We start from the raw sequence: 24,489 nt of genomic DNA on the forward strand, positions 1-24,489 counted from the left end.
TTTAGTCTCCTATACTGCCTTGAGAATCGCTTTGTTATTAAAATATACTTTAACCTTATCACCTATATCATAACCCCTAGGTGAATAAAACAAAAGTTTTACATCGTTATTTAAAACTACTTCATACATTTCTCTGTCTATGAAAATGTTGTTTTTACTTATTTCTCCTTGGAACTCGAAATAATGACCCGTTACGTCTTTCTTATTAGTATAAATCTCGAACGGATTCAACAATATCTGGCCTTTTAACGGCAGGCTTTTGGTTTCGAGTTTCAACTTTTGATTATCGACTCTCAAATTTTTGCCATCATAAGTGAAAGGTACTCTATTCTTATCAATGAAGAAATCGCTTCCATAAGTGCTTCAACTTTCCCCCAAAAGATTCTCTAAGTTAGTTTTCTTTATGAAAGAGTTTTCCACTAACACAAAATCTTCTTTAACATTATGTAACTTATTTATACTCTTTTCAATAAACACAACTGTGAATTTAGGATTTAGTTTTTTTAAATTATTTGCTGCATTTATAATTTCTTCTGCCTCATCGTAAGAAAGTTTTTCTAGTGCATTATAAAAAACAATATTGTACTTGTTCAAATAAACTGACTTTAAAATTTTGAACTGTATATTATTTATCGCACTAAACTTTAGTGAGTTTTTCAATAAGTTGAAAGATATCCCGAGATCTTCTGCCGTTGTATCGGTTCACGTTATTGCCTGTTTATAAACTGAAGTTATTTTATTTTTTAATTCACGTTTTTTTTCTCTAAATTTATTGAAGTCACCATCCATAACATCATCATCTAAAACTTTTTTATGGTACTTGTGCATTACTTCAACTATTTTACCCCTTAAGGTTGTTGACTCATCAAACAATGCATCATAAAACATTTTTTCTTGTTTTTTTCTAAACTCGTAACGTTGGTCTTGGACTAACTGTCTTCAAGAGAAGAATGTTTCTAATGTCTTAACCTTCTTTTGCTTTGCGTAATTAAAATTTATTAGCTCTTGTTTAATCTGTTTTTCTAACCCTTTTAGAACAACTTTGTTTTTTTCTATTTTACTTTTAACATTACCTACTTTAACATCGATTATTTTTAAATGCTTTCGCACTAAATAGATATGTTGTCTGAAGTTCAATTCTTTCGCCTTTTTCTTAATGCTTTTTTGTTTTGATTTATTAGCATTATATTCGCAAGTACATAATGAATTAAGATCTATAAAAGAATAGACTTTGTCCCAAAGACTTTGCAAGAAGTTTTGGAAAAGTTCTAAATTGACTGTTTTTTCTTTTAAATAAAAGTAATCTCTGGTTATTATTTTTATATGTTCTGCTAGGTTAGGATACCTTTCTTCTAAATTTGAGTCGTTAAAGGTAACAATTTGCTTTAAGAAATCTGAAAGCCATTGTTCTTCTACTTCGATAGATCCATCAATAAACTTTTCGATCATCAATTCAACTTTTCTTCTCATTGAAAGGTCAGTCTCATTATTTTTAGAGGTAGAGAAAGAAAGAAAAGAATATTTGCTGTTTAAATAATTAACTTTTGCTTCAGTATAAAAGTTTTTGTTAAATAAAAGAGAAAAGTACAATCAAAACTTTTCGGGTCATTGTCTAAAAAATCTATTCCCTGGTTTTATTAGAGATACTCTTGTTTTTGTTCATTGCTTATTAACTTTGTCATATCCATCAATTTTAAAAATACCACTTTTAACTGAATGATTACCTATTAAGATATTTTTTATTTGTTTTGAAGCCTGTCTTTCTCTTGCAAGGAGACTTATAACATTCGAGCTTTTTATATCTAAATTAATATTTTGTAAATTTATTTTTTTATTATTAAACTTTGTATTTTTTAACAAAAAACTCATGGTGAACTCCTTCCCACATAATATTATTGTATAACATTTTAAAATAAAATAAAAAACTAGGTAATCCTAGTTTTTTAGCAAAGTAAGAAATTATTTACTTTCTTTTGATTTTTTAGCATTTTCTGCTTTTTGAGCTGCACTTGCTTTTTCTCTTTCTGCAGCTTTAGCGTCTTTTTTAACAAATTTTTCTTTAAACTTTTCAACACGACCTTCTGCGTTAGCAAAAGATTGTTTACCAGTGTAAAATGGGTGACAGTTTGAACAAGTATCTATTCTTACTTCCTCACCTTTTGTTGAACCTGAAATAAATTCATTGCTGCAAGTTGTACAAACAAACTTAGCTTGAAAGTATTGCGGGTGTGCATTTAGTTTAGGCATATTCTTATCTCCTTTTATTTTAAATAACTTTAAGTTCAATACAAAAATAATAATACCATATAAACAAAAAAACTAATTAATTAATTAGCTTTTTTGTTTATTTTTCGTATTTAGTCTTTAAGGCTTCTCTGCCCCCGTCTTTATACTTTTTCATTCAGTTTCTAAGTGATACTACACTTATATTTCTAGTGGGTGCAAACTGAATAGCAGTTGCCCCCGATTTCTTGAAGTCCTCGATAATTTTGATTTTCTCTTCAACAGTAAGATGCATTCAAACCACTCTCCAATATTTAAAAATTTAATAATTTTTAATATTTGCTATGGTTATTATTTTGCTTTTCCTTGACTCCCAAATACTTTTGTCAATTCTAAGAAAGTTTCTTTTATTGCTTTATATCCTGGCGCTAAAAGTTTTCTTGGATCGAATCCTTTAGCGTCATCATCTAAATCTTTTTTATCTTCGATGTATTTTCTAGTAGCGTCTCTAAATGATAATTGTAACTCAGTGTTTACATTAATCTTAGAAATACCTAATTTGATAGCTTTTTCTACTTGATCTTGAGGGATACCTGAACCACCATGTAGAACCATTGGTAGGTTGCAAGCTTCTTGTAAACTTTCTAATGTTTCAAAAGATAATGCTTTTCATCATTCAGGATATTTTCCATGAATATTTCCGATTCCGGCTGCAAGCATGCTAATTCCAGTGGTTGACATTTCAGCTGCTTGTTTAGGGTCACCTAGTTCACCTTCACCAACAACACCGTCTTCTTCCCCACCAATTGAACCTATTTCTGCTTCAACAGAAACTTCGTGCTCATTTGCAAAAGCCATTAATTCTTTAACTTTTGCAATGTTTTCTTCATAGGGAAGGTGAGACCCGTCGAACATTACAGAAGAGTAACCAGCTTCAATACACTTCTTAGCCATTTCAATTGATTGACCATGATCTAAGTGTAAAGCTACTGGAACTGTAATATTAAGTTCTTCTAGTAATCCATTAACCATTCCTACGATGGTTTTTAAACCACCCATATATTTTATTGCTCCTTCTGAAGTAGCAATAATAGTAGGTGTGTTTGACTCCTGAGCAGCTTCTAAAACCGCCTTCGCTCATTCAAGATTGTTTATGTTAAAGTGTCCTATAGCATATTTTCCTGCATGTGCATCCTTAACCATTTGACTAGCATTAACTAATCGATTGTGATATTTTTTTGACATAAAAAATTTCCTCCCAAAAGTTATTATACAACCATAAATACTTATAGTGTAGGTTATTATTAAAATCCTAGTGTGCTAACAATTACGTTGTTTTCTTGCTACTTTCTTTATCGATAGCACTTACGAAACCTTTAAATAATGGGTTTGGTTTGTTAGGTCTCGAAGTAAACTCAGGATGATATTGACATGCTATAAAGAAATCATTACTTGGGATTTCAATTACTTCAACTAAATTTTCTTCTTGGTAAATACCAGAGAAAACCATCCCCGCTTCTTCAAACTTTGATTTAAATTTGTTATTAAATTCAAAACGATGACGATGACGCTCTAATGCATAATCGCTACTGTACAATGTTTTTGCTAGTGTTCCTTCTACTAATTTTGTTTTATAAACACCTAACCTAAGTGTTCCCCCAATTTTCTCTCTATTCTTTCCTTCAATAATATCTATAATAGGATATGGAGTATATTCATCTAACTCAGTTGTGTTAGCACCATCATAGTTCAATACATTTCTGGCGAACTCTATACAAGCCACTTGCATGCCTAAACATATTCCTAAAAATGGAATATTTTTAGTTCTAGCATATTCTACTGCTAGTATTTTTCCTTCTACACCAGACTCACCAAAACCTCCAGGTACTAATATTCCCTTTGCGTCACTTAGAAAACTTTCAACATTCTCTTTATTTAACTTGCGGGCATTAACCCATAAGAATTTAATTTTCTTTTTGATATCATAGCCTGCGATTTTTAACGACTCCATAACTGACAAATAAGCATCACTTAACTCTACATATTTACCAACAATATGTACTGAAAGTGTTTCTTTGGAGCTTGCTATGTTTTCGTTAAATTGTAGCCAACCCATCAAATCCGTTTTTGAAAGTTTCAAGTTAAGTTGTTTAGCTACTATTTTGTGAAGGTTTGTTTGCTCAATTATCAGAGGTACTTTGTAAATGGACTCAACATCTTTACAAACTATGACATTTTCTTTTGGAATATTACAAAACAGAGAGATTTTATCCTTTAATTTTTGATCTATATCCCCTTCTGTTCTAGCCACAATCACATCTGGTTGTATCCCTAAGCTTAACATTTCTTTAACCGAATGCTGTATGGGTTTAGTTTTGTATTCACCCGATACCTTTAAGAAGGGTAATAAAGCAACGTGAATAAACATAACTTTGTCATGCCCTTGCTCCATTCTAATTTGTCTAATAGCTTCAATAAATGGTTGCGATTCAATATCTCCAACAGTTCCACCAATTTCGCTAATTATTACATCTGCATTAGACTCTAATTGTGCTTTGTATATTTTATCTTTAATCAAATTTGTTATATGTGGTATAACCTGTACAGTCTTACCCCCAAATTCACCTAATCTCTCTTTAGAAAGAGCTTCTGAATAAATCTTTCCAGCACTGGTAGATGAACTTTTACGTAAATTTTCATCAATAAATCTTTCGTAATGTCCTAAATCAAGGTCAGTTTCCCCACCGTCATTGGTTACAAAAACCTCTCCGTGTTCTATAGGATTCATAGTTCCTGGGTCTATATTAAGGTAGGGATCAAACTTTTGCATAAATACTTTGATACCACTTTGTTTTAATAAAACTCCAAGTGAGCTACCTGTTATTCCCTTACCTAAACCCGAAACTACTCCACCTGTAATAAATATAAATTTTGTCATTTTAAATCTCCTTAAAAAATAAAAAGTAGTTAACAAACTACTATATTATATCATTCTAATCATCGTAATCCTCATCATCGTCATCATCGTCTAAATCTAAGAATAAATCATTTGATGTGTCAGTAGTATCATGAATAATGTTTTCTTTAACACCTTTTTTTAAAGTATCTCCTTCATCGAAGATATCTGTATGAACGTAAGAGTCAATATCATCGAATTCTTCTGTTGTCTCGAACTTATCAATGTAGTCATATTGTTTTTTAACATCTTCGAACTTAAGATAGTCTCTTAAACCTCATTTACCATCAGCTGTTAAAGCAAATCTATTGTCCAATACTAAATCTGTGTAAAGTTCAGCGATAATCTGATTTTTATTCACATTTTCGCCATTAATTTCTTTTGAGATTGTATTTCAAATTTCCTCAAATGAAGCATCTCCTTGCTTTTCCTTTAAAAGATTGAATGTAATTTCAATCGGTGTTAAATTTGCCATCATTATTCCTCCATAGTTTTTATTCTACATTATCCTTATCGAAAATATAAACTATTTTTTCATTATTTTTTTCATTTTTCGTATTCAAAATAGTTGATATTTGTGTTAATTTTATTTTATTTTCGTCTTTTAGTATGTATATATTTTCGTCTTTGTAGTCGGTTTCATCCTTGTATAAAATAAAAGGTTTCATTTTGAAAACTTCAAAATAAAAGTCCGCCCCTTCCCCGTAGTTTTTTTTCATAGTATTAAAATTGTCCATAGTTATTTCGGAGGTTGCGCCTAAGAATCTTCTATTGATTATCCTACTTGCCAAATCTTTCAAAATTGCATCTTTTTCATTCGCAAATGCTTTAATGTATTCCATTAGTGAGTAATCATCCAGACGTAAATAATTTTCCAGAGTTATTTCTTTATCTTCTAGAATTTCTAGGATATAAGGTAAAAAATACAAACTTTGAAAATTATAATTATCTTTATAAAGTGATCTTGCCCTTTTAAACATAAGGTAAAAAGTCCTGTCGAAACCCGTTGATACCTTATGGTTATAAATTTGCTTGAACATATGATATCTTCCTAATAAATAATGTTCAAGTGCATTGATAGTTTTTGGTGGAAATGCTATCTTACCATCTCTTACTTTGGCATTTCTAATTATTCACTCAATATCAAGATTAGAGTAGTTGACCCCTGTATTTACAGAATCACGTAGTAAATAATCCAACCTGTCAGCATCTAATTGGCTTGAAACTAAGAAATTAACTATTGGATTTTTATGTTCTCCATTAATTACATCAGCCACATCCTTAGGGTTAATTTGATGAATTTTTAAAACTTTGTTAACTTCTGTATTTCCTAAAATTATCTTTATAGAGTATTCTTCATGACTTATTTTTGAAACTGATTCAAAGGTGTGAGAAAAAGGACCATGACCAACGTCATGTAACAAACCAGCTATTTTTAAAATAAGTCGGTCATTTGAATCAATGTGTTTAGCAATTTCTTCGTTTTGCAAGAATTTCGATAAAACGTGAAATACTCCTATACAGTGAGAAAATCTAGTGTGGTTTGCTCCCGGAAAAACAAACTGACCACCGCCAAGCTGTATAATCCTTCTTAATCTTTGGAATTCTTTTGTATTAATAAGTTCCATTATTACTTTATCTTTGATTTGTATGTCCCCGTGAACATTATCTCGTATGAATTTTTCCACATTAACCACCTATACTAATGACTCAATATTTTTAATCACATTATCTCTACCTATTAACATAATTGTTTTAGCAAGTTCTGGACCATGTTCAGAAAGTGTTGAACAAATTCTTAATGGCATAAATAAGTCTTTACCTTTTCTGTTATGTTTTATTCCCATATCTTTGATCAATGATTTGATTTCATTCTCATCAAACGTTACCAAGCTTTTTAATTTTTCTTTGAAATCGTGTAGCATAATTTTATAATCGCTGAAATCACTAAGTTGTTTTAATGTTTCTTCGTTTATATGTTGAGAATCAAAGAACATATTTAAATGTGCATTAATTTGTGCACCAAACTCCAACTCTTTTTTGAATAATAATAATACATCATTCAATCAAGATTCATTTTTGGAATCGATATCAAATTTTTCTTTATCTATAAATTTTTTTGTAAAAGATAAATATTCTTCTTCAGTTAACTTTTTCATTCACTGACTATTAATTCATTTTAACTTCATAACATCAAAAGTACTTGGAGACTTTGAAAATCTTTTTTCATCGAAAATATTAATTAATTCGTTTCTTTCAAATATCTCTTGCTCGCCACTCGGGCTTCATCCGAGTAGTGAAATGTAATTAAAAATTGCCTCAGGTAAATAACCTTTTTCACGATACTGGCTGATGAAAAACAAACTATTTCCGCTTCTCTTTGAAAGTTTCTTTTTTGTATCATCAACAATAAGTGTCAAATGACAAAATACCGGCATATCTCAGTTGAATGCTTCATATATCATACATTGTCTTGGAGTGTTAGAAATATGTTCCTCTCCTCTAACTACATGAGTTATTTTCATATCATGATCATCAACGACAACTGCGAAATTATAAGTAGCTATACCATTTGTTTTCAAAATAACAAAGTCACCGATCTCTTTTGAATCAAATTCAACAAGACCTCGAACTAAGTCATTTATTTTATATATTTTATTTTCTGGTACCTTGAATCTAATATTGTAGTCCTTATCATTTTCATCATTTTTTAAGGTTCTACAAGTCCCTGCATATTTTGGCGCTAATATACCGTTTTCTAGTTGCCTATTCCTTTCCAACTCTAGTTGTTCAGGAGTACAATAGCATTTATAAGCCTTACCTTCATTCACTAGTTTCATTGCCATGTCTTTATAAATTTGAAACTTTCTTGATTGCATGTATTCACCGTAAACTTCTTTAGGGTTTAAAAACGACTCATCAGGAATGATTCCAAGTCATTTTAAATTATCAAATTGTGAGTCGATTGCTCCGTCCACGTTTCTCTCTAAATCCGTATCTTCAATTCTTACAATAAAATCTCCATCATAATGTTTTGCAAAAAGATAATTCATTAATGCTGTTCTAGTATTTCCGATATGCAAAAATCCTGTTGGTGAAGGTGCGTATCTAAGTCTATATTTTTTCATTTTTTTTCTCCTCTTTATAAATCAAAACAGAACTATAACAAACTATTGAGTTTAGTAATGTTCCTTCTGAGGTAGTGGCTTTTAAAGATATATCATTTTCACTAATCTCTAAGATTTTTGCCATATTCTGTTTAATAAGTTTTTTTGTTTCTTTCAAACTAGGTTCATCAAGTTGTATAGTTATATCGATGTTTGAGATTCTATAATTCCTTTTTTTTAGTTTCTCAAGTGTTTCTTTTATCATAGTAATCGAGTCAAAACCTCTAACGTAAAATTCAGGTTTATAATATGTTCCCAAGTCTTCGAGTCCCATCGCTCCTAATAAAGCTTCTGTTAAAGAGTGTCAAATAACATCACCATCACTATAGGCATCAACTGTTTTTTTGCATTCTATAAAAAAACTTCCCAACATGAAACCTTTACCTGATTTCAATTTATGTATATCTTTTGAAAACCCTACTTTAAACACAAAAGACCTCCAATAAAGTAGATTATAAACTATTTTAAATTGATAATTAAGTTCTAATTATTTTTAAAGTAAAAAAACCTTTCGGTTTTTTTATCTATTGAATTTAAAGAAACACACATCGCCATCTTGAACAACATAATTTTTACCTTCAAGCCTTATCTTTCCAGCATTTTTTAAAGCTTGCTCTGTCTTATGTTCAAAAATATCAATGCACTTGTAAACATCTGCCTTTATGAAACCCTTTTCAAAATCTGTGTGAATTATCCCTGCACATTGCGGTGCTGTAAAACCATCTTTGAATTGTCAAGCTCTTGCTTCTTGTGGTCCTGCTGTAAAATAAGTTTTCAATCCTAGTGTTTTATAAGAGGCTTTAATCAGAATTTCTAATCCTGGTTCATTGATGCCAACATCTTTAAGAAAAATTTGTTTTTCTTCTTGTGGAAGTTCACTTAGTTCTTCTTCAACCTTAGCAGAGATTTTCACTACCTCGGAGTTGTTTTCATTTGCGTATTTCTTAACGGCTTCAACGTACTGATTATCATCTAAAATTTCGTTCTCAGCTACATTTGCTACATATATCATTTTTTTAGTTGTTAATAATTGAAACGATTTTAATATATGTAGTTCTTCGTCATCATAAGATAATTTATTTAATAATTTACCTTCTGCTAACTGTTGTTCGCATTTTTTAAGTAAGTTATACTCATTTAAAATATCTTTATCCTTAGATGATTTAAACTTTGGTTCCAACTTTGCTAGTCTTTTCTTTACACTAGCTTCATCAGATAGAATTAATTCTAATTCTATAATCTCTATATCTCTTATAGGATCAACACTGCCTTCTACATGAGTTATCTCCTTAGAGTCAAAACACCTAACAACTTGGCAAATTGCATCGGTATCTCTAATATTTGCCAAAAAGGCATTTCCCAAACCTTCTCCTTTACTTGCTCCTGCGATCAGCCCAGCTATATCAACAAATTCTATTGTCGTGTAAATGGTTTTTTTACTTCCAAATAGTTTTGCTAACTGGTCTAGTCTATCATCTGGAACTTCAACTATCCCCACATTAGGTTCAATTGTAGCGAATGGGTAATTTGCAGCTTCGACTTTTGAATTTGTGATTGCATTAAACAATGTTGACTTACCAACGTTTGGCAACCCCACTATACCTACTTGTAAACTCATTATTTTATTTCACTTTCTATTTCTTTTATTACTTTGATTAATTTGTCCTTCGTAAATTCTAAAAAAATACTAGGGTTTATTGATGATTTTAATTTGTATGTTGTACCAATTCTTACCACTATTCATTTTTGAGTTTTACTTGGATGTGGTTTTTTTAATATCACAATGTCGTTTAATTTAATTGTCATCGTTTAATCCTAAAAGTTCTAGTATTCTATTTAAGTCATCGGTATCACCGTAACGAATAACTAACTTTCCGCTGTCAATTGAAACTCTTGTTCCGAGCTTTCGCATTATTTTATTTTCTACATGTATGATGCTAGATTCTTTACTCTGTGATTTACTCTCTAAAGTTGTATTTTCAGTTTTGGTTTTTTTTCTTATCAAACTTTCAACTTCTCTAGCTGTTAAATCATCTGTTAATATTCTTTCAAATACTTCATCAAACAAAACTTTATTATTTAATATTGATAATAAAGGCTTCGCTTGACCCATAGATATTTTTTTCTCCATCATTGCTTTTTGCACATTGTCTGGAAGGTTCAATAACCTCATTATATTTGCTACGTGCGATCTTGACTTACCAACTCTTGTAGCAATTTCTTCTTGTTTTAGTTTCAAGTTTTTCGAAAGTTTTTTATAGGCTACTGCCTCTTCAATATCTAGAAGGTCAACCCTTTGAATATTTTCAACTATTGCAAATTCTTCCATTTGTAATTCAGATAGATTTAGAATAACAACCGGCACTTCTTTGAGACCTGCAAGCTTAGATGCTCTAAGTCTTCTTTCACCAGCAACTAATTCATTGTTGTTATTAATAATTAAGGGTTGAATCAAACCATGAATTTTTATAGATTCACTTAATTCAGTTAGTTCTTCTTCGTTAAAAACTTTTCTTGGTTGAAACGGATTGGGTTTCAATAAATTGATATCTATATTTACTGATGCACTTTTTGCAATTGTCTTATCATTCTCGATAACTCCAACAATGTCAGAAACTGATTCTCCAAAGATGTCGTCCAACCCTTTGAAATTATATTTTTTCTTAGACGCCGCCATTTTCTTTCAACACCTCTTTCACAAACTCTATATAAGCAATTGAACCTGGACCTGATTTGTCATACTCAAAAATTGATTTACCCTCAATAGAAGATTCTGAGATTTTTATATTTCTTGGTATAACGGATTTATAAACCTTAGGTCCAAAAGTTTTAATTATTTCTTCAAGGACATCGTGAGCTAGTCTTGTTCGTGAGTCAAACATTGTTACTAACACTCCCTCGATTGTTAAGCTTGGGTTTAATGTTTCTTTTACTTTCTTAATTGTTCTCAATAGTTGTGCAACTCCGTGCATAGCATAGTGTTCTGCTTGAATAGGAATCAAAACAGTATCTGAGATAGCTAATCCGTTTCTATTTATTAGACCCAAACTTGGAGGGCAATCAATTATTATAAAGTCGTAGTTTGTTTTTATTGCTTTTATTTGATCACGTAATACGTTTTGATTATTATTTTTTTGTTCTAAAAGAACTAAATCAACGGCCGCTACATCTATTGAACTAGGTGCAAGGTCTACATTTGGTTTAATATTTTTTACTATGATTTCCGAGATATCTTTATCACCCACTAAGATATGATACATACTCAATGTATTGTTATCTATTTCATAGCCAACACCTGTTGTAGCGTTGAATTGTGGGTCCATGTCTATAAGAAGAACCTTTTTATTGGCCATTGCCAAACCACATGCTAAGTTTACAGAAGTTGTTGTTTTACCAACGCCTCCTTTTTGATTTGATATCGAAATAATTTTTGCCATAATATTCTCCTATTTACTTTCCTAAAGGTCTTTTTTTAATTTGTCCATATTGTCTTGGATACTGATTAGCGGTTTTATTTTCTTTTAAGAAAAATAAATTGGTTCGTTCTCCTAGGAATTCATAATATAGATTTTGTTCTTTTAATAATTTTAATCCAATTAAATACTCTTTATTATTTAATTCTAAAATTTCTTTTTCGACATTTTTACCTTTCAAACAGATAAAGTATCCATTAATAGTTAGTGCCTGCACCCCTATTTCTAACAAAATATTTAGAGGTGCCATTGCTCTCGATACGATAATATCAAACTTTTCTTTATTGTTTAAGGAAAAAACTTCAGCTCGTTCATTTCAAACATAAATGTTTTTTAAGTTGAGATTATTGATTACCATTTTTAAAAAGCTTACTTTTTTAGAGTTGGATTCAACAAGGTGGAGTTCAATCATAGGATAAAAAATTTTCAAAACTATTCCAGGAAAACCTGCACCAGTACCTATGTCCAAGACTTTTTGTGTATTTAATTCAAAGTCCTTAGTAAATAACAAGGAATCAAAAAAGTGTTTGTAAATGATGTCTTGGTCATTTATTATGGTTGTGAGATTATATTTTTTATTCTCTTCTTGCAAAAGGTTTTTAAACTTGATTAATTTTTCTTTGACTGATTCCTCTATTTTACAACCTATCATTTCAAAACTTGTTCAATCCATTCTTACCTCCAAAAATAAAAAAAAGCTTATCGCTTTTTTATTTTACACTAAATTTTATTCTTATTTTCCTTCACTTGTTTTTTGTTTTTTATTTATTTTAAATCAGCTTATAGGATTAAACTTTTTAAAAGTGCCGTTAGTGCCGTTTTGATTTCTATCTATTAAATATTCATTGACCACTCAGAAAAGTAAAACGAGTGAACCAGATATCAATGTGCTTACTGGTTGAATGTACTTATCTCTATTGTTACTCATAAAATTATTTATAAAGAAATCATAATTCAAATAACAAAGAGCAGTTGCCAAAATAAAAGTTGTAATTATGTTCGTAATGAATGATTTTCTAGTATTGTACAATACCTCCACTTTTTTTGTTTTATAGTTGACCAACAAACCAATCATAAGAGATAAATAAATCATAAATGCATAGACTGCTGTTGCACTTGAGGTTGCATCCGCAACATAAAAATAGTTAGGAGTATTTTCATTATTCACATAATCATTTCATGTTAATGGTAATGAAATAGCAATTGTTAACAATAAGATTATTAATGTTATTCCACTTCCAATCAAAGCGGCTTTTTTATGAGTCATAGCACTTTTAGAACTACCTATAAAAATAAAACCTTCGTCAACTGCGGACTGGATGGTTTTTGGAAGTAAAGTGGTATACCCATTGATAGTAGTTAATAGAGTGCCGGTAATTATTATTTTAAATAATAAAGAAAACTCGGGTTTGTTTTTAAAAATAGTGTCAAATAGGTTAAAAACATCTCCATCTTTTGCACCTACAAATATTGCAAAGGTTATTAAAATATAAAACGCCGTTACCGCCATAATAGAAGTCATCATCGCTGGTGCTACAACAGTTTTGTGCTCGACATCTTTTTGGAGTGTTGCTCCATATATAAAACCGTCGAATGCAAATAATACAGGAACAACAGTAGCGAACACCGAGTTTACTTTTCATACATTTTGATTTTCGGTAAATGAGTTTTGTTCTACACTGTGGTTATAGTAAACAGTTAAACCGCCCGCAATAACCGCAATTAAAGGAATAAATTTTACAAAAGTAAAAACTGTTTGAATGATTTTGCTAGGTGTTGTAGTAAATGCATTTATAACTTGAAAAAAGATCAATAAGAATGTAGAAGCTAATATTTGGATTGATACATAAGTTTCTTTAGTAAATTTTGATCTAAAAGTACCATTTCCAGAGGCTTCTAAAAAAACATTTATTGCCTTAAACAAAGTGTCTATTGTAAAAATAGCTCCTATCGATGCCAAAACCGGCATATATAAGCAAACATAAAAAATGGCAAATAGTGAAGCTGATCGTCTGTTAATAAACTTTCCCGTTCAAGATTGAATTGTATTATGGTTCTCTTTCTTTGAACTTGATGCAATTTGAATAAAAGCTAGCATAATAAATGTGCAAAGAACACCAATAAACAATCAAATAGTTAGTGCAAGAATTGGATTTTTTTCAGCCGCGCTCAAAACTCCACCTTCTTGATCTCTATTTTTTAGATAAATTCCAGAACCAATTACTAATCCAAACACCATAGAGAATATAGTTAAGAATTCAAAAACCTTGTTTTTAGTTTTGTTTTTTTTGTTGATTTTCAACATGATTATTTTCCCTTTCTTTTTTTCTATATGTTATTATATTTTTTCTTAAGATGAAACAATAACATTTGAATATCAGCGGGGTTAACTCCTGTAATTCTGGCTGCTTGACCAATTGAAGTTGGTCTAATTTTCTCAAGTTTTTGTGCTGCTTCAACAGCAATGTTATCAACCCTTGAATAATCAATATCAAATGGTATTTCTTTTGATTCTAATTTGACAAACTTCTCAATGCTTTCTCTTTCTTTTTTAACATATCCTTCAAATCTAATGTTGATTAGCACGTTTTGGATTTGATTATTAGAAAGGTCTTTGAACTCTTCAATATATTTTCTGAAAACATTGATGTCAACAGATGGTTGCTTAATCAATTCATAAGCGCTCATTCCTTGAGTTAAGTATGCTTGTCCAAGAGAACTCAATTCATTAGCTAACTCAGACTTTGGAGTAAATCGTGTTTTTTTTGCTGCTTCAATCGCTTTTTGTATTTCTTTGTCAAATGCTTGAAATTTTTTTCATTCTACTTCTTTAATTAAACCTAGTCTATACCCATACTCCTTTAATCTTTGTTCTGCGTTGTCATTTCTTAAAGTTAATCTGTGTTCCGCTCTACTAGTTAAAAGTCTATAAGGTTCCACTACACCTTTATTTATCAAATCATCTATCATAACCCCGATGTAAGATTCACTTCTCTTTAAAATAAAAGGATCTTTGTTATCAACTTTTAAAGCCGCATTTATTCCTGCTATCAAACCTTGTCCAGCCGCTTCTTCATAACCACTAGTTCCATTGATTTGACCAGCCATAAATAAATTACTCACTTTTTTTAGTTCCAAGGATAACTTTAATTGTTGAGGATTTATACAATCATATTCAATAGCGTAGGCTCATTTATCAACAATAACATTCTCAAAACCTGGTAAGCTTTTCAACATCTTCTCTTGAACCTCAATAGGCATTGAAGTTGAAAAACCTTGAACATAAAAAGTGTCTAAATGTTTTGATTCAGGCTCTAAAAATATTTGATGATATTCTTTTTTTGAAAATCTAACGATTTTGTCTTCAAAACTAGGGCAATATCTCGGTCCGATGGACTGTATACTCCCTGAATACATTGCTGATTGAGATAGGTTGTCTTCAATAATCTTCTTAGTTTCAGAAGTAGAATGAATTAAATAACAAGGTTCTTGTTTTTCGTATTCTAAGATTGTATCTGTCGAGAATGAAAAAGCCAAGTTCAAATTAGTACCTGGTTCTATAACCGCTTTTGATAGGTCTATAGAATCTTTCTTTACTCTTGGTGGTGTTCCTGTTTTAAAACGAAATGTTTCAATGCCTATTTCTCGAAGTCTTTGGCTTAGTGTTTTAACTGTTTTTTCGTTATTCGGCCCGCTTTCATATTTTTCTTTACCACGGTATATCAAACTTGAAAGGTAAGTACCGGTAGTTAAAACAACTGCTTCACAAGATAAGTTTTTTCCAGATTCCAATATTACACCTTGAACTTCATTTCTAATATTAAGAATAATGTCATCAACAATCCCTTCTATTAAGAAAAGATTTTCTTGTTGTTCAACTGCTTCCTTCATATACTTAGAATATTCTAACTTATCAGATTGTGCTCTTAATGCCCAAACACCTGGACCCCTAGAGGAGTTTAAAAGTTTCATTTGTAAGCAAGTTCTATCAGCCGCTTTGCCCATTTCTCCACCAAGTGCATCGATTTCTCGAACCACTATACCTTTTGCTGGTCCACCGATAGAAGGATTACAGGGCATTGTAGCAATTTTGTCTTTATAAATATTTATTAAGGCTGTCTTTTTGCCAAGTCTTGCAGTCGCTAGTGCTGCTTCAACACCTGCGTGTCCAGCACCAACAACAATTATATCGAAATCCATACTAGACACTCTCCCTTCCTATTTAATCCTGTCGAATATAATCGATTTTTCTTTTATTTGTTCAAATTTAAAGTTTCTCTTAGTAAGTGTGTCAAACTTTATTTCTCTTGGGTCTGCACCCATTTGTCTAATCATATTATCATAATTTTTTGTTAATATGGGTTTTAATAAAAAGCTAATAATCAGGATATTATGTCTTAAAATTGTCAGAGTTTTTAATAACTCATTTGTGTTACCTTCTTTTTCTAAAACTCATGGTTTGACTTGTTCGATGTATCGGTTACATTCACTAGATAAATTTAGCACAACATTAATTGCTTCATTAAACTTGTATTCATTCATTTTAGCAACGTACGCTGTAATAGTTTTTTCCGCAAGTTCCCATAATTCGTTATCTTGTGCAGGCAATGTTTCTGGTAAAACGCCGTCAAAGTATTTTATTATCATGTTACTAACTCTCGATAATAAATTTCCAACATTATTAGCTAGATTTGTATTATAAGATTCAATAAATAACTCTTCAGTAAAATTACCGTCCTTATCTGTTGGTAAATTATTAGCAATGTAAAAACGAAGTGCATCACTAGAGTATTTTTCAATTATTTCCAATGGGTTGATAACATTTCCTAAAGACTTTGACATTTTTGTGTCTTTGCTCAAAATTCAACCGTGACTTAATAATTTATCTGGGTTTCTCAACCCTAAACTATTCAACATGATTGGTCAATAGATTGAATGAAATCTTGTTATTTCTTTTCCTACTAATTGTAAAATTTCTGATTCATCAGACCAAAACTTATTGAGATTTTCATCGTTATCCGTTCCTCAACCTAAAGCTGTAATATAATTTGATAACGCATCTAGTCAAACATATATAACATGGTTGGGGTTTTCGAGAACTTCTATTCCTCACTTAAAATTAATTCTAGTTACGGAAAGATCTTCTAAATCATTGTTTATAAAATTATTAAGCATCTCGTTTTTTCGACTTGAAGGTTCTAAGAAGTCTGTAGAAAATAAATTATTCAAATATTCTTTAAACTGTGAGACTCTAAGCATATAAGTCTCTTCTTGAAAATCTTCAGCCTTGTTTTTGCAAACTTTGTGGTGACAGTTTTCGTCCATTTGTTCTTTGGTCAAAAACTCCTCGCAACTAATGCAATACTTTCCTTTATATTTTGAAAGATAAATTAAGTCTTTTTTCAATAAAAGGGAAAAGATTTTTTGAACCGCTATAATATGTTCTTGATCTGTTGTTCTTATAAACTTGTCATAACTTATGTCTAATTTAGTCCATAAGTCTTTGAAAGTTTCGACTATATCATCTACATATTCCTTAGGAGTTTTATTTTCCTGCTCAGCTTTTTGTTCAATTTTTTGTCCGTGTTCATCAGAGCCTGTTAAAAAAAAGACTTCGCAACCCATTTCTTTTTTGAAACGGGCGATAACATCCGCCAAAGTCGTTGTATAAGTATGTCCAATGTGAAGATTACCACTTGGGTAATATATAGGGGTTGTTACATAAAAATATTTTTTCATTTTATTCCTCATTGACATTAATCTTATAAATGCCTTTTAGACCCCTATAACTTTCTTTATAAGTTAATCCGTACCCAACAACGAAACAATCATCTATTTTAAATAGTGAATTCACTTCTAAATCGAAATTTCTTGTCTTACAATCTTTTTCGATTAATGCTAAAAGTTCAACTTTTTGCGGATTTTCTTTTTGTATTAGTTCATATAAGTTTTTTAATGAGTTACCTTCATATAAAATATCTGTAACTATTAGAACATTTTTGTCATTCAGAGACTTATTGCTTCCCAAATTGATTTTTTTTCTTTCATCGCTTGTGGTTTCTTTGGTAAAAAACTGAATTGTAACATCTATTGGTAACTCTCTTATTAAATCAGCTACAAACACAAAAGAGCTTGATAACTCAGCAACTATGGTTAGTTGTTGATTTTCATAAGTTTTACCGTATTCAGTGGCAGCTTTAATAATAGCTCCTTTTATTTCTTCTTCTGTGATTAGCGTCACAAGTTTTTGGTTATCGTTCATTTAAACCATCACCCTTCTAAAAATTTTGTCAACGTTACGCATAAAAAAATTCAAATCAAATAAGTTTTCTAGTTCTTGTTCAGTTTTTAAATATTTCGAAATTCCTTCAGATACAAGTATTTCTTTGAACTCTTTTTTGGTTTGTTGACATTTGAGTGTACACATTTGTATAAAATCATATACTTCTTCTCTAGAATGATTATACTTCATTAATATATAAGTTAATACTCTTTGGCTAAAGAAAATGCCCTTTTGTTCCAATATATGCTCTCTTATTTTTTCCTCATTAATAACTAGATCTTCAACTGTGCTTGTCATTCTTTTCAAAATGTAGCACAATATGTTAAATACGTCTGGTAGTATCAATCTTTCATTTGAACTATGAGATATATCTCTTTCATGCCAAAGAACATTGTTTTCTAACGATGGAGTTACAAATGCTCGTATATATCTAGACAGTCCGCAAATATTTTCGCTGCTTATAGGGTTCTTTTTATGTGGCATAGAGCTAGAACCTTTTTGCCCTTTTTTAAATCCCTCACAGATTTCTTGAACTTCACTTCTTTGAAAACTTCGAATCTCTGTTGCTATTTTTTCAAGTGTTGAAGCTATGTTAGCAAAAACAGATATTAAAAAACTGTGTCTGTCCCTTTGAGTTACCTGTGTTGAAATTGTATCCAAACCTAGCCCCAACTCATTGGCAACAAATACTTCTACTTCTGGCTCAATATTTGCATAATTACCCATTGAACCTGAGATTTTAGCCACTTCGACTTGTCTACGAGCCAAGCCGAATCTTTCTAGTTGCCTTTTTATTTCTTCATATCATAACAAAAACTTAAGGCCTAAAGACGTTGGTTCGCCATACATCCCGTGTGATCTACCCATAATAACAATATTTTTAGTTTCTATTGCTCGTTCTTTTAGAACATCCAGAAAATGTTTTAAGTACTCTTCAACAACCTCGTTAGATTCTTTTATAAGTTTATTCTGAGCTGTATCTACTACGTCAGTTGAAGTTAAACCTAGATGAATTCATTTTTTTTCCTCGCCAAGGGTCTCTGAAACTGCCCTAGTGAATGCAACTACATCATGTTTTGTTTCTTTTTCTATATCAAGCATCCTTTTTAAGTCGATACTCGCAGTTTTTTCAATAACTAAAGAGTCTTCTTTCGGTATAACACCAATAGAGTATCATGCCTTAACTACTTTTTTCTCTACCTCTAATCATCATTTGAGTTTATTTTCTTCAGATCAGATTTCTTCTATTTTATCGATTGCATATCTTTTTAACATATTGGCCTCCTGCTAAAATATATTTTTCAAAAGAACTGTTTGAGTTCTATCGGGTCCAACAGAGAATCCAACAATATCGATTTCACATATTTTTTCTATCAATTTTAAATAGTTTTTTGCCGCATCTGGCAACTCGTTAAAAGATTTTACATTTGTTATGTCTTCTTTTCAACCTGGCGTTGTTATAAATTTAGGTTCACATACTTCATATTCTTCTGTAGTTGGAGGAATGTTATTAATTTCTTTACCATTCAATATATATCTATTACAAATTTTAATTTCATCAAAACCTGATAAAACATCTAGAAGTGTTACAAATATAAAATCTATCCCTGAGGTTCTGATAGCGTATTTTAAAGCAACCGCATCTAATCAACCTACTCTACGTGGTCTTTTTGTGTTAGAACCATATTCATTACCACGTTCTCTAATGATGTTTGCTTCTTCACTTAATAATTCAGTTGGAAATCCACCTGCTCCGACTCTAGTACAATACGCTTTAACAACACCCAAAGTATTTTGGATAAGTTTGTGACCAACTCCAGAACCAATTGAAACATTATTGGCAGAAGTATTTGAGCTGGTTACATATGGAAAGGTTCCATGATCAATATCAAGTAATGCTCCTTGAGCTCCTTCGAATAAGACTTTTTTTCCTTCTTTGATTGCTGCTTCTAAATATTCACCGCAGTCTATTATATGATCTTTAATTTTATTATAGGCACTTATCAAGTCTTCATAGACGTTTTCAAAATCAAGCTCATCAAAACTATAAACTTCTTTTAACACTTTCATTTCGTGAGCAAATATATTTTTAAATTTATTCTTAAAAGTTTCTAATTTTAAGTCTCCGATTCTAATACCAGTTCTTGAAACTTTGCTTTGATAACAGGGACCAATACCACGTTTGGTAGTTCCTATTTTTTTTTCACCTTTTTCGGCTTCTTGAAACTCATCCGTTTTTATATGATATGGAAGTACCAAATGTACACGGTCTGATATCAATAACTTTCCGTGTTCAATACCAGAACTCTTAATAATTTCAAGTTCTTCTACTAATTTTAATAAATTAACAACACAGCCGTTTCCTATTATGTTAATTACATTTTTGTTAAAAATCCCAGAAGGAATAATTGTAACTTTATGTTTTTGACCGTTAAACTTTATAACGTGTCCAGCATTATCACCACCAGCGAAACGCACAACTAAATTAGTTTGTTGGGCGAAATAATCTGTAATTTTACCTTTTCCCTCATCTCCTCATTGCGATCCTACAATTACTAAAGAATTATATTTATCCATGTTTTCTCCTTAATTAAATTTGTTCATTATTTTTTTTAAGTCATCATCAATAACAAACATTTTTACAAAATCAGCCACTTTCTCTATGGCTTCTTTTATTTTTATAATTTCATTTGTTGATAATTTCGAAAGTACTCAGTCAATAATTTTAAAATTTGATGGTGGCTTTCCAACACCTATCCTTAATCTATTGAACTTGTCTGTATTTAGATTTGAAATAATATTTTTTATACCATTATGCCCGCCGGCAGAGCCAGATTCTCTAAACCTTAAATCAGCAACTTCTAAGTCTTTATCGTCATATATTATTAATATATCTTTTACTTGTAACTTATAATAATTCATTAGAGCCCTAACTGCTTCTCCTGAAAGATTCATAAATGTTTTCGGCTTAACAAAAAATATATTTTCTCCGTTAATTTTGGATACATAAATGTTTGATTTAAACTTATCGGGTTTTTTATCTACATTGTAAAATTCCATCAGTGTATCGAGAGCAATCCAACCAGCATTGTGTCTTGTTTTTTCATACTCTTTTCCAGGATTACCAAGTCCTACGATTAATTTAGCCATTATTTTTTTTATACTTCTTTAAATAACTTGCTATTTTTTTGTCTAATGAGTTTTTAAATTCACTGTACACTTCTGTTAAAGAACAATTCTCATAAGAACTTTTAATCATATTTGAAAGCAATTCAGCAACTGAAATAATTTTTAAACCAGAGAACTTTCTTTCTTCTGGGATATCAATAGTATCAGTTATAACGACTTGTTTGATTATTTTATCCTTGATTGATTGTTGCATTCTTTCTTTTGCTTGTCCATTAAATAATCCATGACACGCTATTATATATATCTCTTTTGCTCCAGCTTCTTTCAAAGCTTTAGCACCATTTATAATAGTCCCACCAGTGTCGATCATATCATCAATAACAAAGCAAGTTTTTTCTTTTATATCACCAAGAATAAATTCAACCTCTGCTTTGTTGGGTTCGGGTCTTCTTTTCGCTATAACAGCGATACCACTTGTTATGCTACCAGTGTATTCTGCAACACCATGTACTCTTGATAGACCGCCGTGATCTGGTGAAACTAGAATACAATTATCTGGGTTTAAGTTATTTAATACTATTGTTTCAATTATTTCTGTTGCGACTGTTTGGGCTGTTGAAAAATTGTCTGTAGGAATATTAAAAAAACCCATAGTTTGTGCAGAGTGTAAATCAACTATTATTACTCGATTTGCACCGGCAGTTTCTATTAAATTAGCAACAAGCCTAGCAGTAATTGGTTGTCTACCTTTGGCTTTTCTGTCTTGACGCGCATAACCAAAATAAGGAATAACTACGTTGATTTTTTTTGCACTAGCACGTTTAAATGCATCAACAGCAATTAACAATTCCATAAGGTTATTATTTACAGGTTGGTTTGTTGATTGAACTATATAAATTTCTTTACCTCTAACAGAATCTAACGACCTAACAATCATCTCACCATCGGCAAATATAGAGGTTTTAGCCTTAGATTGTTCGACTCCTAATAAGTCACAAATTTTTTTAGTAAGTGGTTTGTTCGATGATAAACCGAAAATATTTATCTTATCTTTGTTCATTTTTTTATCTCCCTTTTAATCATAACAAATTTTTAATTACTCTTTTTGTCGAAAAAGAAAAAGCTTCAATAACAATATCACATGAAAATAAAGTGAATTTAAAGGCTGTGAGATTTGAAATAAACAATTCTAGGTACAGCAAAATTAATAAGTGATATGCAACAATTTCACAAAACGTTTTAATTATGAATAAATCGTATATATTTGCTAGTTTTTCGTGCTGTATTTCTGTTTCGCTAATTATGAGTTTTCTAATTATTTTCAAACCTAACTTCCTCCTTTTTAAAAAGGTCTTTAAAATGTTGAATATTGTAGAGAGAAAAAAAATTGAGGCAACCCGTAGACCAATAAAAATTGAAGGAAGCTTAGTAAACTACTGATTATAAAGAGTCTCCCCAATTCCAATTGAATTTATGGAAGATATGGTTAAAGTCTCTCGAAAACAATGTACTAATTAGTCATGACCCAAACAAGACAATAAGAAAAAAAGCGTAAAAACGTTCCCTATCGAGCAATTAGTTCATAGTTATTCAATAAATTTGCAAAGTTTCGCTACTCTAGACAAGGTTTTTAAATAAATTTATATATTTTTATACAACAATTATAAGTTATAATTGTTTTTAGCACCGTATTTACGGGTTTGGAGGAAAATATGGGTTTAGCATTTATTAATAATATTAGTCACAAAAACGGTGATAAAAAACTTTATACTGAAACATCAATGAAAATAAATAAAGGGGAACACATCGCTTTAATTGGACCAAACGGAGCAGGTAAAACAACTTTATTAAACATAATTTCTGGGAAAATCTTACCTGATTATGGAGAAGTAAAAATTCATCCTAAAATCAAAATTGGTTATTTAGATCAACATCAAGAGGTTGACAAAGAAATAACAGTTGAACAGTATTTAAAACAAGCTTTTCAAGAACTATTCGATTTAGAAGAAAGAATGAATAAAATCTATGAAGATATGGCTATTGAATATAAAGAAGATGATTTGGTTAAGGCGCTGAAATATCAAGACATACTTAATTTAAATGATTTTGAGACTATAGATAAAAGAATTGGAAATTTAGTTGAGGGACTTGGTATAGGATTGGATAAATTGCCTATGAAAATGGGTGATTTATCCGGTGGACAACGCGGAAAAACAATCTTGGCAAAACTATTACTTAGCGGAGACGATTTTTTATTACTTGATGAACCAACAAACTTCTTGGATATACAACAAGTTGAGTGATTAGCAAGATTTTTACAAAATTACGAGAAAGCATTTGTTATGGTTTCTCATGATAATGATTTTATAAATAAAACTTGTAATATTATTTATGCCTTGGATAATTTCAAATTAACAAGGTTTGTGGGAAACTACGATAAGTACGTGGAAGAAATGACCATGTTAAGGGAGCAATATGATAAGGCATTCATAGCTCAACAACGAGAAATAAAAAGGTTAGAAACTTTTGTAGCCAAAAACAAAGCTCGTGCAAGTACTGCTAAAAGTGCTCAATCAAGACAAAAAGTGCTCGAAAAAATGGACAAAATAGAACAAAGAAGGGACCTTACAAAACCAAACTTTAAATTTAATTATAAAAGACCTTCTTCTTCTGTAATAATGAAAGCAAAAGATTTAGTTATTGGTTATGACAAACCGTTGTTACATAAACTTAATTTTGAAATAAGAGAAGGAGAAAAATGTATAATTAGTGGTAAAAATGGGGTCGGTAAAACAACCTTTTTAAAGACTGCATCAACAGAAATAAAACCGTATGATGGTGGGGTTGAGTTAGGTCACAATGTTCATTATGCTTATTTTAAACAGATAGAAGATGTTAAGGGCATCTCTCCAATTCAATATCTTATGGATAAATTCCCTGATATAACGGAGTCAGAGGCAAGAGCCAAAATAGGTCAGTTTGGAGTAAAAAATAGTCTTATGATGCAAGAAATGCAAAAACTTTCGGGAGGAGAACAAACAAGGGTTAGATTGGCTGCTTTAAGTTTAGTGCCTTGTAGCCTTTTGGTACTTGATGAACCTACCAACCATATAGATGTGCTCGCAAAAGAAGCGCTTCTTGAGGCGATACAAGAATTTAATGGGACCGTATTATTAACAACTCACGATATCAATTTTTCAACGAACTGAGCTGATAGAGTGATAAACTTTGATGAGCTTGTTTAAAATCTAGATATAT

Annotated in this window: 23 protein-coding genes; 1 reads left to right on the forward strand and 22 read right to left on the reverse strand. The window is 30.8% G+C overall.

Features of this window, described 5'->3' with window-relative positions; all coding sequences use genetic code 4:
- Positions 1 to 9: 9 nt before the first annotated feature.
- The 22 genes from AAHM92_RS05115 to AAHM92_RS05220 form a co-directional block, all read right to left on the reverse strand.
- Positions 10 to 1,869, reverse strand: coding sequence for a hypothetical protein (locus AAHM92_RS05115; protein WP_500222390.1), 1,860 nt, complete (start codon positions 1,867 to 1,869; stop codon positions 10 to 12).
- A 90-nt stretch (positions 1,870 to 1,959) separates the two neighbouring features.
- Positions 1,960 to 2,247: a 50S ribosomal protein L31 gene (gene rpmE / locus AAHM92_RS05120; RefSeq protein ID WP_500222391.1), complete on the reverse strand. Its 288-nt coding sequence runs from the start codon at positions 2,245 to 2,247 to the stop codon at positions 1,960 to 1,962.
- A gap of 97 nt (positions 2,248 to 2,344) precedes the next feature.
- Positions 2,345 to 2,518, reverse strand: coding sequence for a hypothetical protein (locus tag AAHM92_RS05125; protein ID WP_023790260.1), 174 nt, complete (start codon positions 2,516 to 2,518; stop codon positions 2,345 to 2,347).
- A 56-nt stretch (positions 2,519 to 2,574) separates the two neighbouring features.
- Positions 2,575 to 3,468 (reverse strand): class II fructose-1,6-bisphosphate aldolase, encoded by an 894-nt coding sequence (gene fba / locus AAHM92_RS05130; RefSeq protein ID WP_023790261.1) that lies wholly within the window; start codon positions 3,466 to 3,468, stop codon positions 2,575 to 2,577.
- Positions 3,469 to 3,550: 82 nt separating this feature from the next.
- Positions 3,551 to 5,161, reverse strand: coding sequence for a CTP synthase (gene pyrG / locus AAHM92_RS05135; protein WP_500222393.1), 1,611 nt, complete (start codon positions 5,159 to 5,161; stop codon positions 3,551 to 3,553).
- Positions 5,162 to 5,216: 55 nt separating this feature from the next.
- Positions 5,217 to 5,654 carry a DNA-directed RNA polymerase subunit delta gene (gene rpoE / locus AAHM92_RS05140; protein WP_051372145.1) on the reverse strand — a complete coding sequence of 146 codons (438 nt, stop codon included), beginning with the start codon at positions 5,652 to 5,654 and terminating at the stop codon, positions 5,217 to 5,219.
- 19 nt (positions 5,655 to 5,673) lie between these two features.
- Complete coding sequence (locus AAHM92_RS05145; RefSeq protein WP_500222394.1) at positions 5,674 to 6,867, reverse strand: HD domain-containing protein; 1,194 nt, start codon at positions 6,865 to 6,867, stop codon at positions 5,674 to 5,676.
- A gap of 9 nt (positions 6,868 to 6,876) precedes the next feature.
- Entirely contained in the window at positions 6,877 to 8,307 is a 1,431-nt protein-coding gene (gene gltX / locus AAHM92_RS05150; RefSeq protein WP_500222395.1) for a glutamate--tRNA ligase, read from the reverse strand.
- Complete coding sequence (ispF, locus tag AAHM92_RS05155) at positions 8,294 to 8,776, reverse strand: 2-C-methyl-D-erythritol 2,4-cyclodiphosphate synthase (RefSeq protein WP_500222397.1); 483 nt, start codon at positions 8,774 to 8,776, stop codon at positions 8,294 to 8,296. Before ispF ends, gltX begins: the two co-directional genes overlap by 14 nt.
- A 90-nt stretch (positions 8,777 to 8,866) precedes the next feature.
- Positions 8,867 to 9,964, reverse strand: coding sequence for a redox-regulated ATPase YchF (gene ychF, locus AAHM92_RS05160; RefSeq protein ID WP_500222398.1), 1,098 nt, complete (start codon positions 9,962 to 9,964; stop codon positions 8,867 to 8,869).
- Entirely contained in the window at positions 9,964 to 10,152 is a 189-nt protein-coding gene (locus AAHM92_RS05165; RefSeq protein WP_023790273.1) for a DUF951 domain-containing protein, read from the reverse strand. The genes ychF and AAHM92_RS05165 overlap by 1 nt, the downstream gene beginning before the upstream one ends.
- Positions 10,142 to 11,023, reverse strand: a complete 882-nt coding sequence (locus AAHM92_RS05170; protein WP_500222400.1) for a ParB/RepB/Spo0J family partition protein — start codon at positions 11,021 to 11,023, stop codon at positions 10,142 to 10,144. The genes AAHM92_RS05165 and AAHM92_RS05170 overlap by 11 nt, the downstream gene beginning before the upstream one ends.
- Positions 11,010 to 11,783 (reverse strand): ParA family protein, encoded by a 774-nt coding sequence (locus tag AAHM92_RS05175; RefSeq protein WP_500222402.1) that lies wholly within the window; start codon positions 11,781 to 11,783, stop codon positions 11,010 to 11,012. Before AAHM92_RS05175 ends, AAHM92_RS05170 begins: the two co-directional genes overlap by 14 nt.
- A 13-nt stretch (positions 11,784 to 11,796) precedes the next feature.
- Positions 11,797 to 12,492 (reverse strand): 16S rRNA (guanine(527)-N(7))-methyltransferase RsmG, encoded by a 696-nt coding sequence (rsmG, locus tag AAHM92_RS05180; RefSeq protein WP_500222404.1) that lies wholly within the window; start codon positions 12,490 to 12,492, stop codon positions 11,797 to 11,799.
- Between the two features lie 60 nt (positions 12,493 to 12,552).
- Positions 12,553 to 14,124, reverse strand: coding sequence for an APC family permease (locus tag AAHM92_RS05185; protein WP_500222406.1), 1,572 nt, complete (start codon positions 14,122 to 14,124; stop codon positions 12,553 to 12,555).
- A gap of 23 nt (positions 14,125 to 14,147) precedes the next feature.
- Positions 14,148 to 16,019 (reverse strand): tRNA uridine-5-carboxymethylaminomethyl(34) synthesis enzyme MnmG, encoded by a 1,872-nt coding sequence (gene mnmG / locus AAHM92_RS05190; protein ID WP_500222407.1) that lies wholly within the window; start codon positions 16,017 to 16,019, stop codon positions 14,148 to 14,150.
- Between the two features lie 18 nt (positions 16,020 to 16,037).
- Positions 16,038 to 17,576, reverse strand: coding sequence for a methionine--tRNA ligase (metG, locus tag AAHM92_RS05195; protein ID WP_500222409.1), 1,539 nt, complete (start codon positions 17,574 to 17,576; stop codon positions 16,038 to 16,040).
- On the reverse strand, positions 17,560 to 18,081 hold the full coding sequence (locus AAHM92_RS05200; RefSeq protein ID WP_500222411.1) for a phosphoribosyltransferase: 522 nt from the start codon (positions 18,079 to 18,081) through the stop codon (positions 17,560 to 17,562). Before AAHM92_RS05200 ends, metG begins: the two co-directional genes overlap by 17 nt.
- On the reverse strand, positions 18,082 to 19,377 hold the full coding sequence (gene purB / locus AAHM92_RS05205; protein WP_500222413.1) for an adenylosuccinate lyase: 1,296 nt from the start codon (positions 19,375 to 19,377) through the stop codon (positions 18,082 to 18,084). It lies immediately after the preceding gene.
- 12 nt (positions 19,378 to 19,389) lie between these two features.
- Positions 19,390 to 20,679 carry an adenylosuccinate synthase gene (locus AAHM92_RS05210; protein WP_500222414.1) on the reverse strand — a complete coding sequence of 430 codons (1,290 nt, stop codon included), beginning with the start codon at positions 20,677 to 20,679 and terminating at the stop codon, positions 19,390 to 19,392.
- A 9-nt stretch (positions 20,680 to 20,688) separates the two neighbouring features.
- Entirely contained in the window at positions 20,689 to 21,252 is a 564-nt protein-coding gene (pth, locus tag AAHM92_RS05215; RefSeq protein WP_500222416.1) for an aminoacyl-tRNA hydrolase, read from the reverse strand.
- Complete coding sequence (locus AAHM92_RS05220; protein ID WP_500222417.1) at positions 21,245 to 22,291, reverse strand: ribose-phosphate diphosphokinase; 1,047 nt, start codon at positions 22,289 to 22,291, stop codon at positions 21,245 to 21,247. The genes pth and AAHM92_RS05220 overlap by 8 nt, the downstream gene beginning before the upstream one ends.
- 652 nt (positions 22,292 to 22,943) lie before the next feature.
- Between AAHM92_RS05220 and AAHM92_RS05225 the strand changes: the two genes are divergently transcribed.
- Positions 22,944 to 24,476: an ABC-F family ATP-binding cassette domain-containing protein gene (locus tag AAHM92_RS05225; RefSeq protein WP_500222418.1), complete on the forward strand. Its 1,533-nt coding sequence runs from the start codon at positions 22,944 to 22,946 to the stop codon at positions 24,474 to 24,476.
- Positions 24,477 to 24,489 lie beyond the last annotated feature (13 nt).

It is taken from the genome of Spiroplasma endosymbiont of Melanargia galathea, from assembly GCF_964031075.1.
In the GTDB taxonomy this organism is placed as follows: Bacteria; Bacillota_I; Bacilli_A; order Mycoplasmatales; family Mycoplasmataceae; genus Spiroplasma_A; species Spiroplasma_A apis.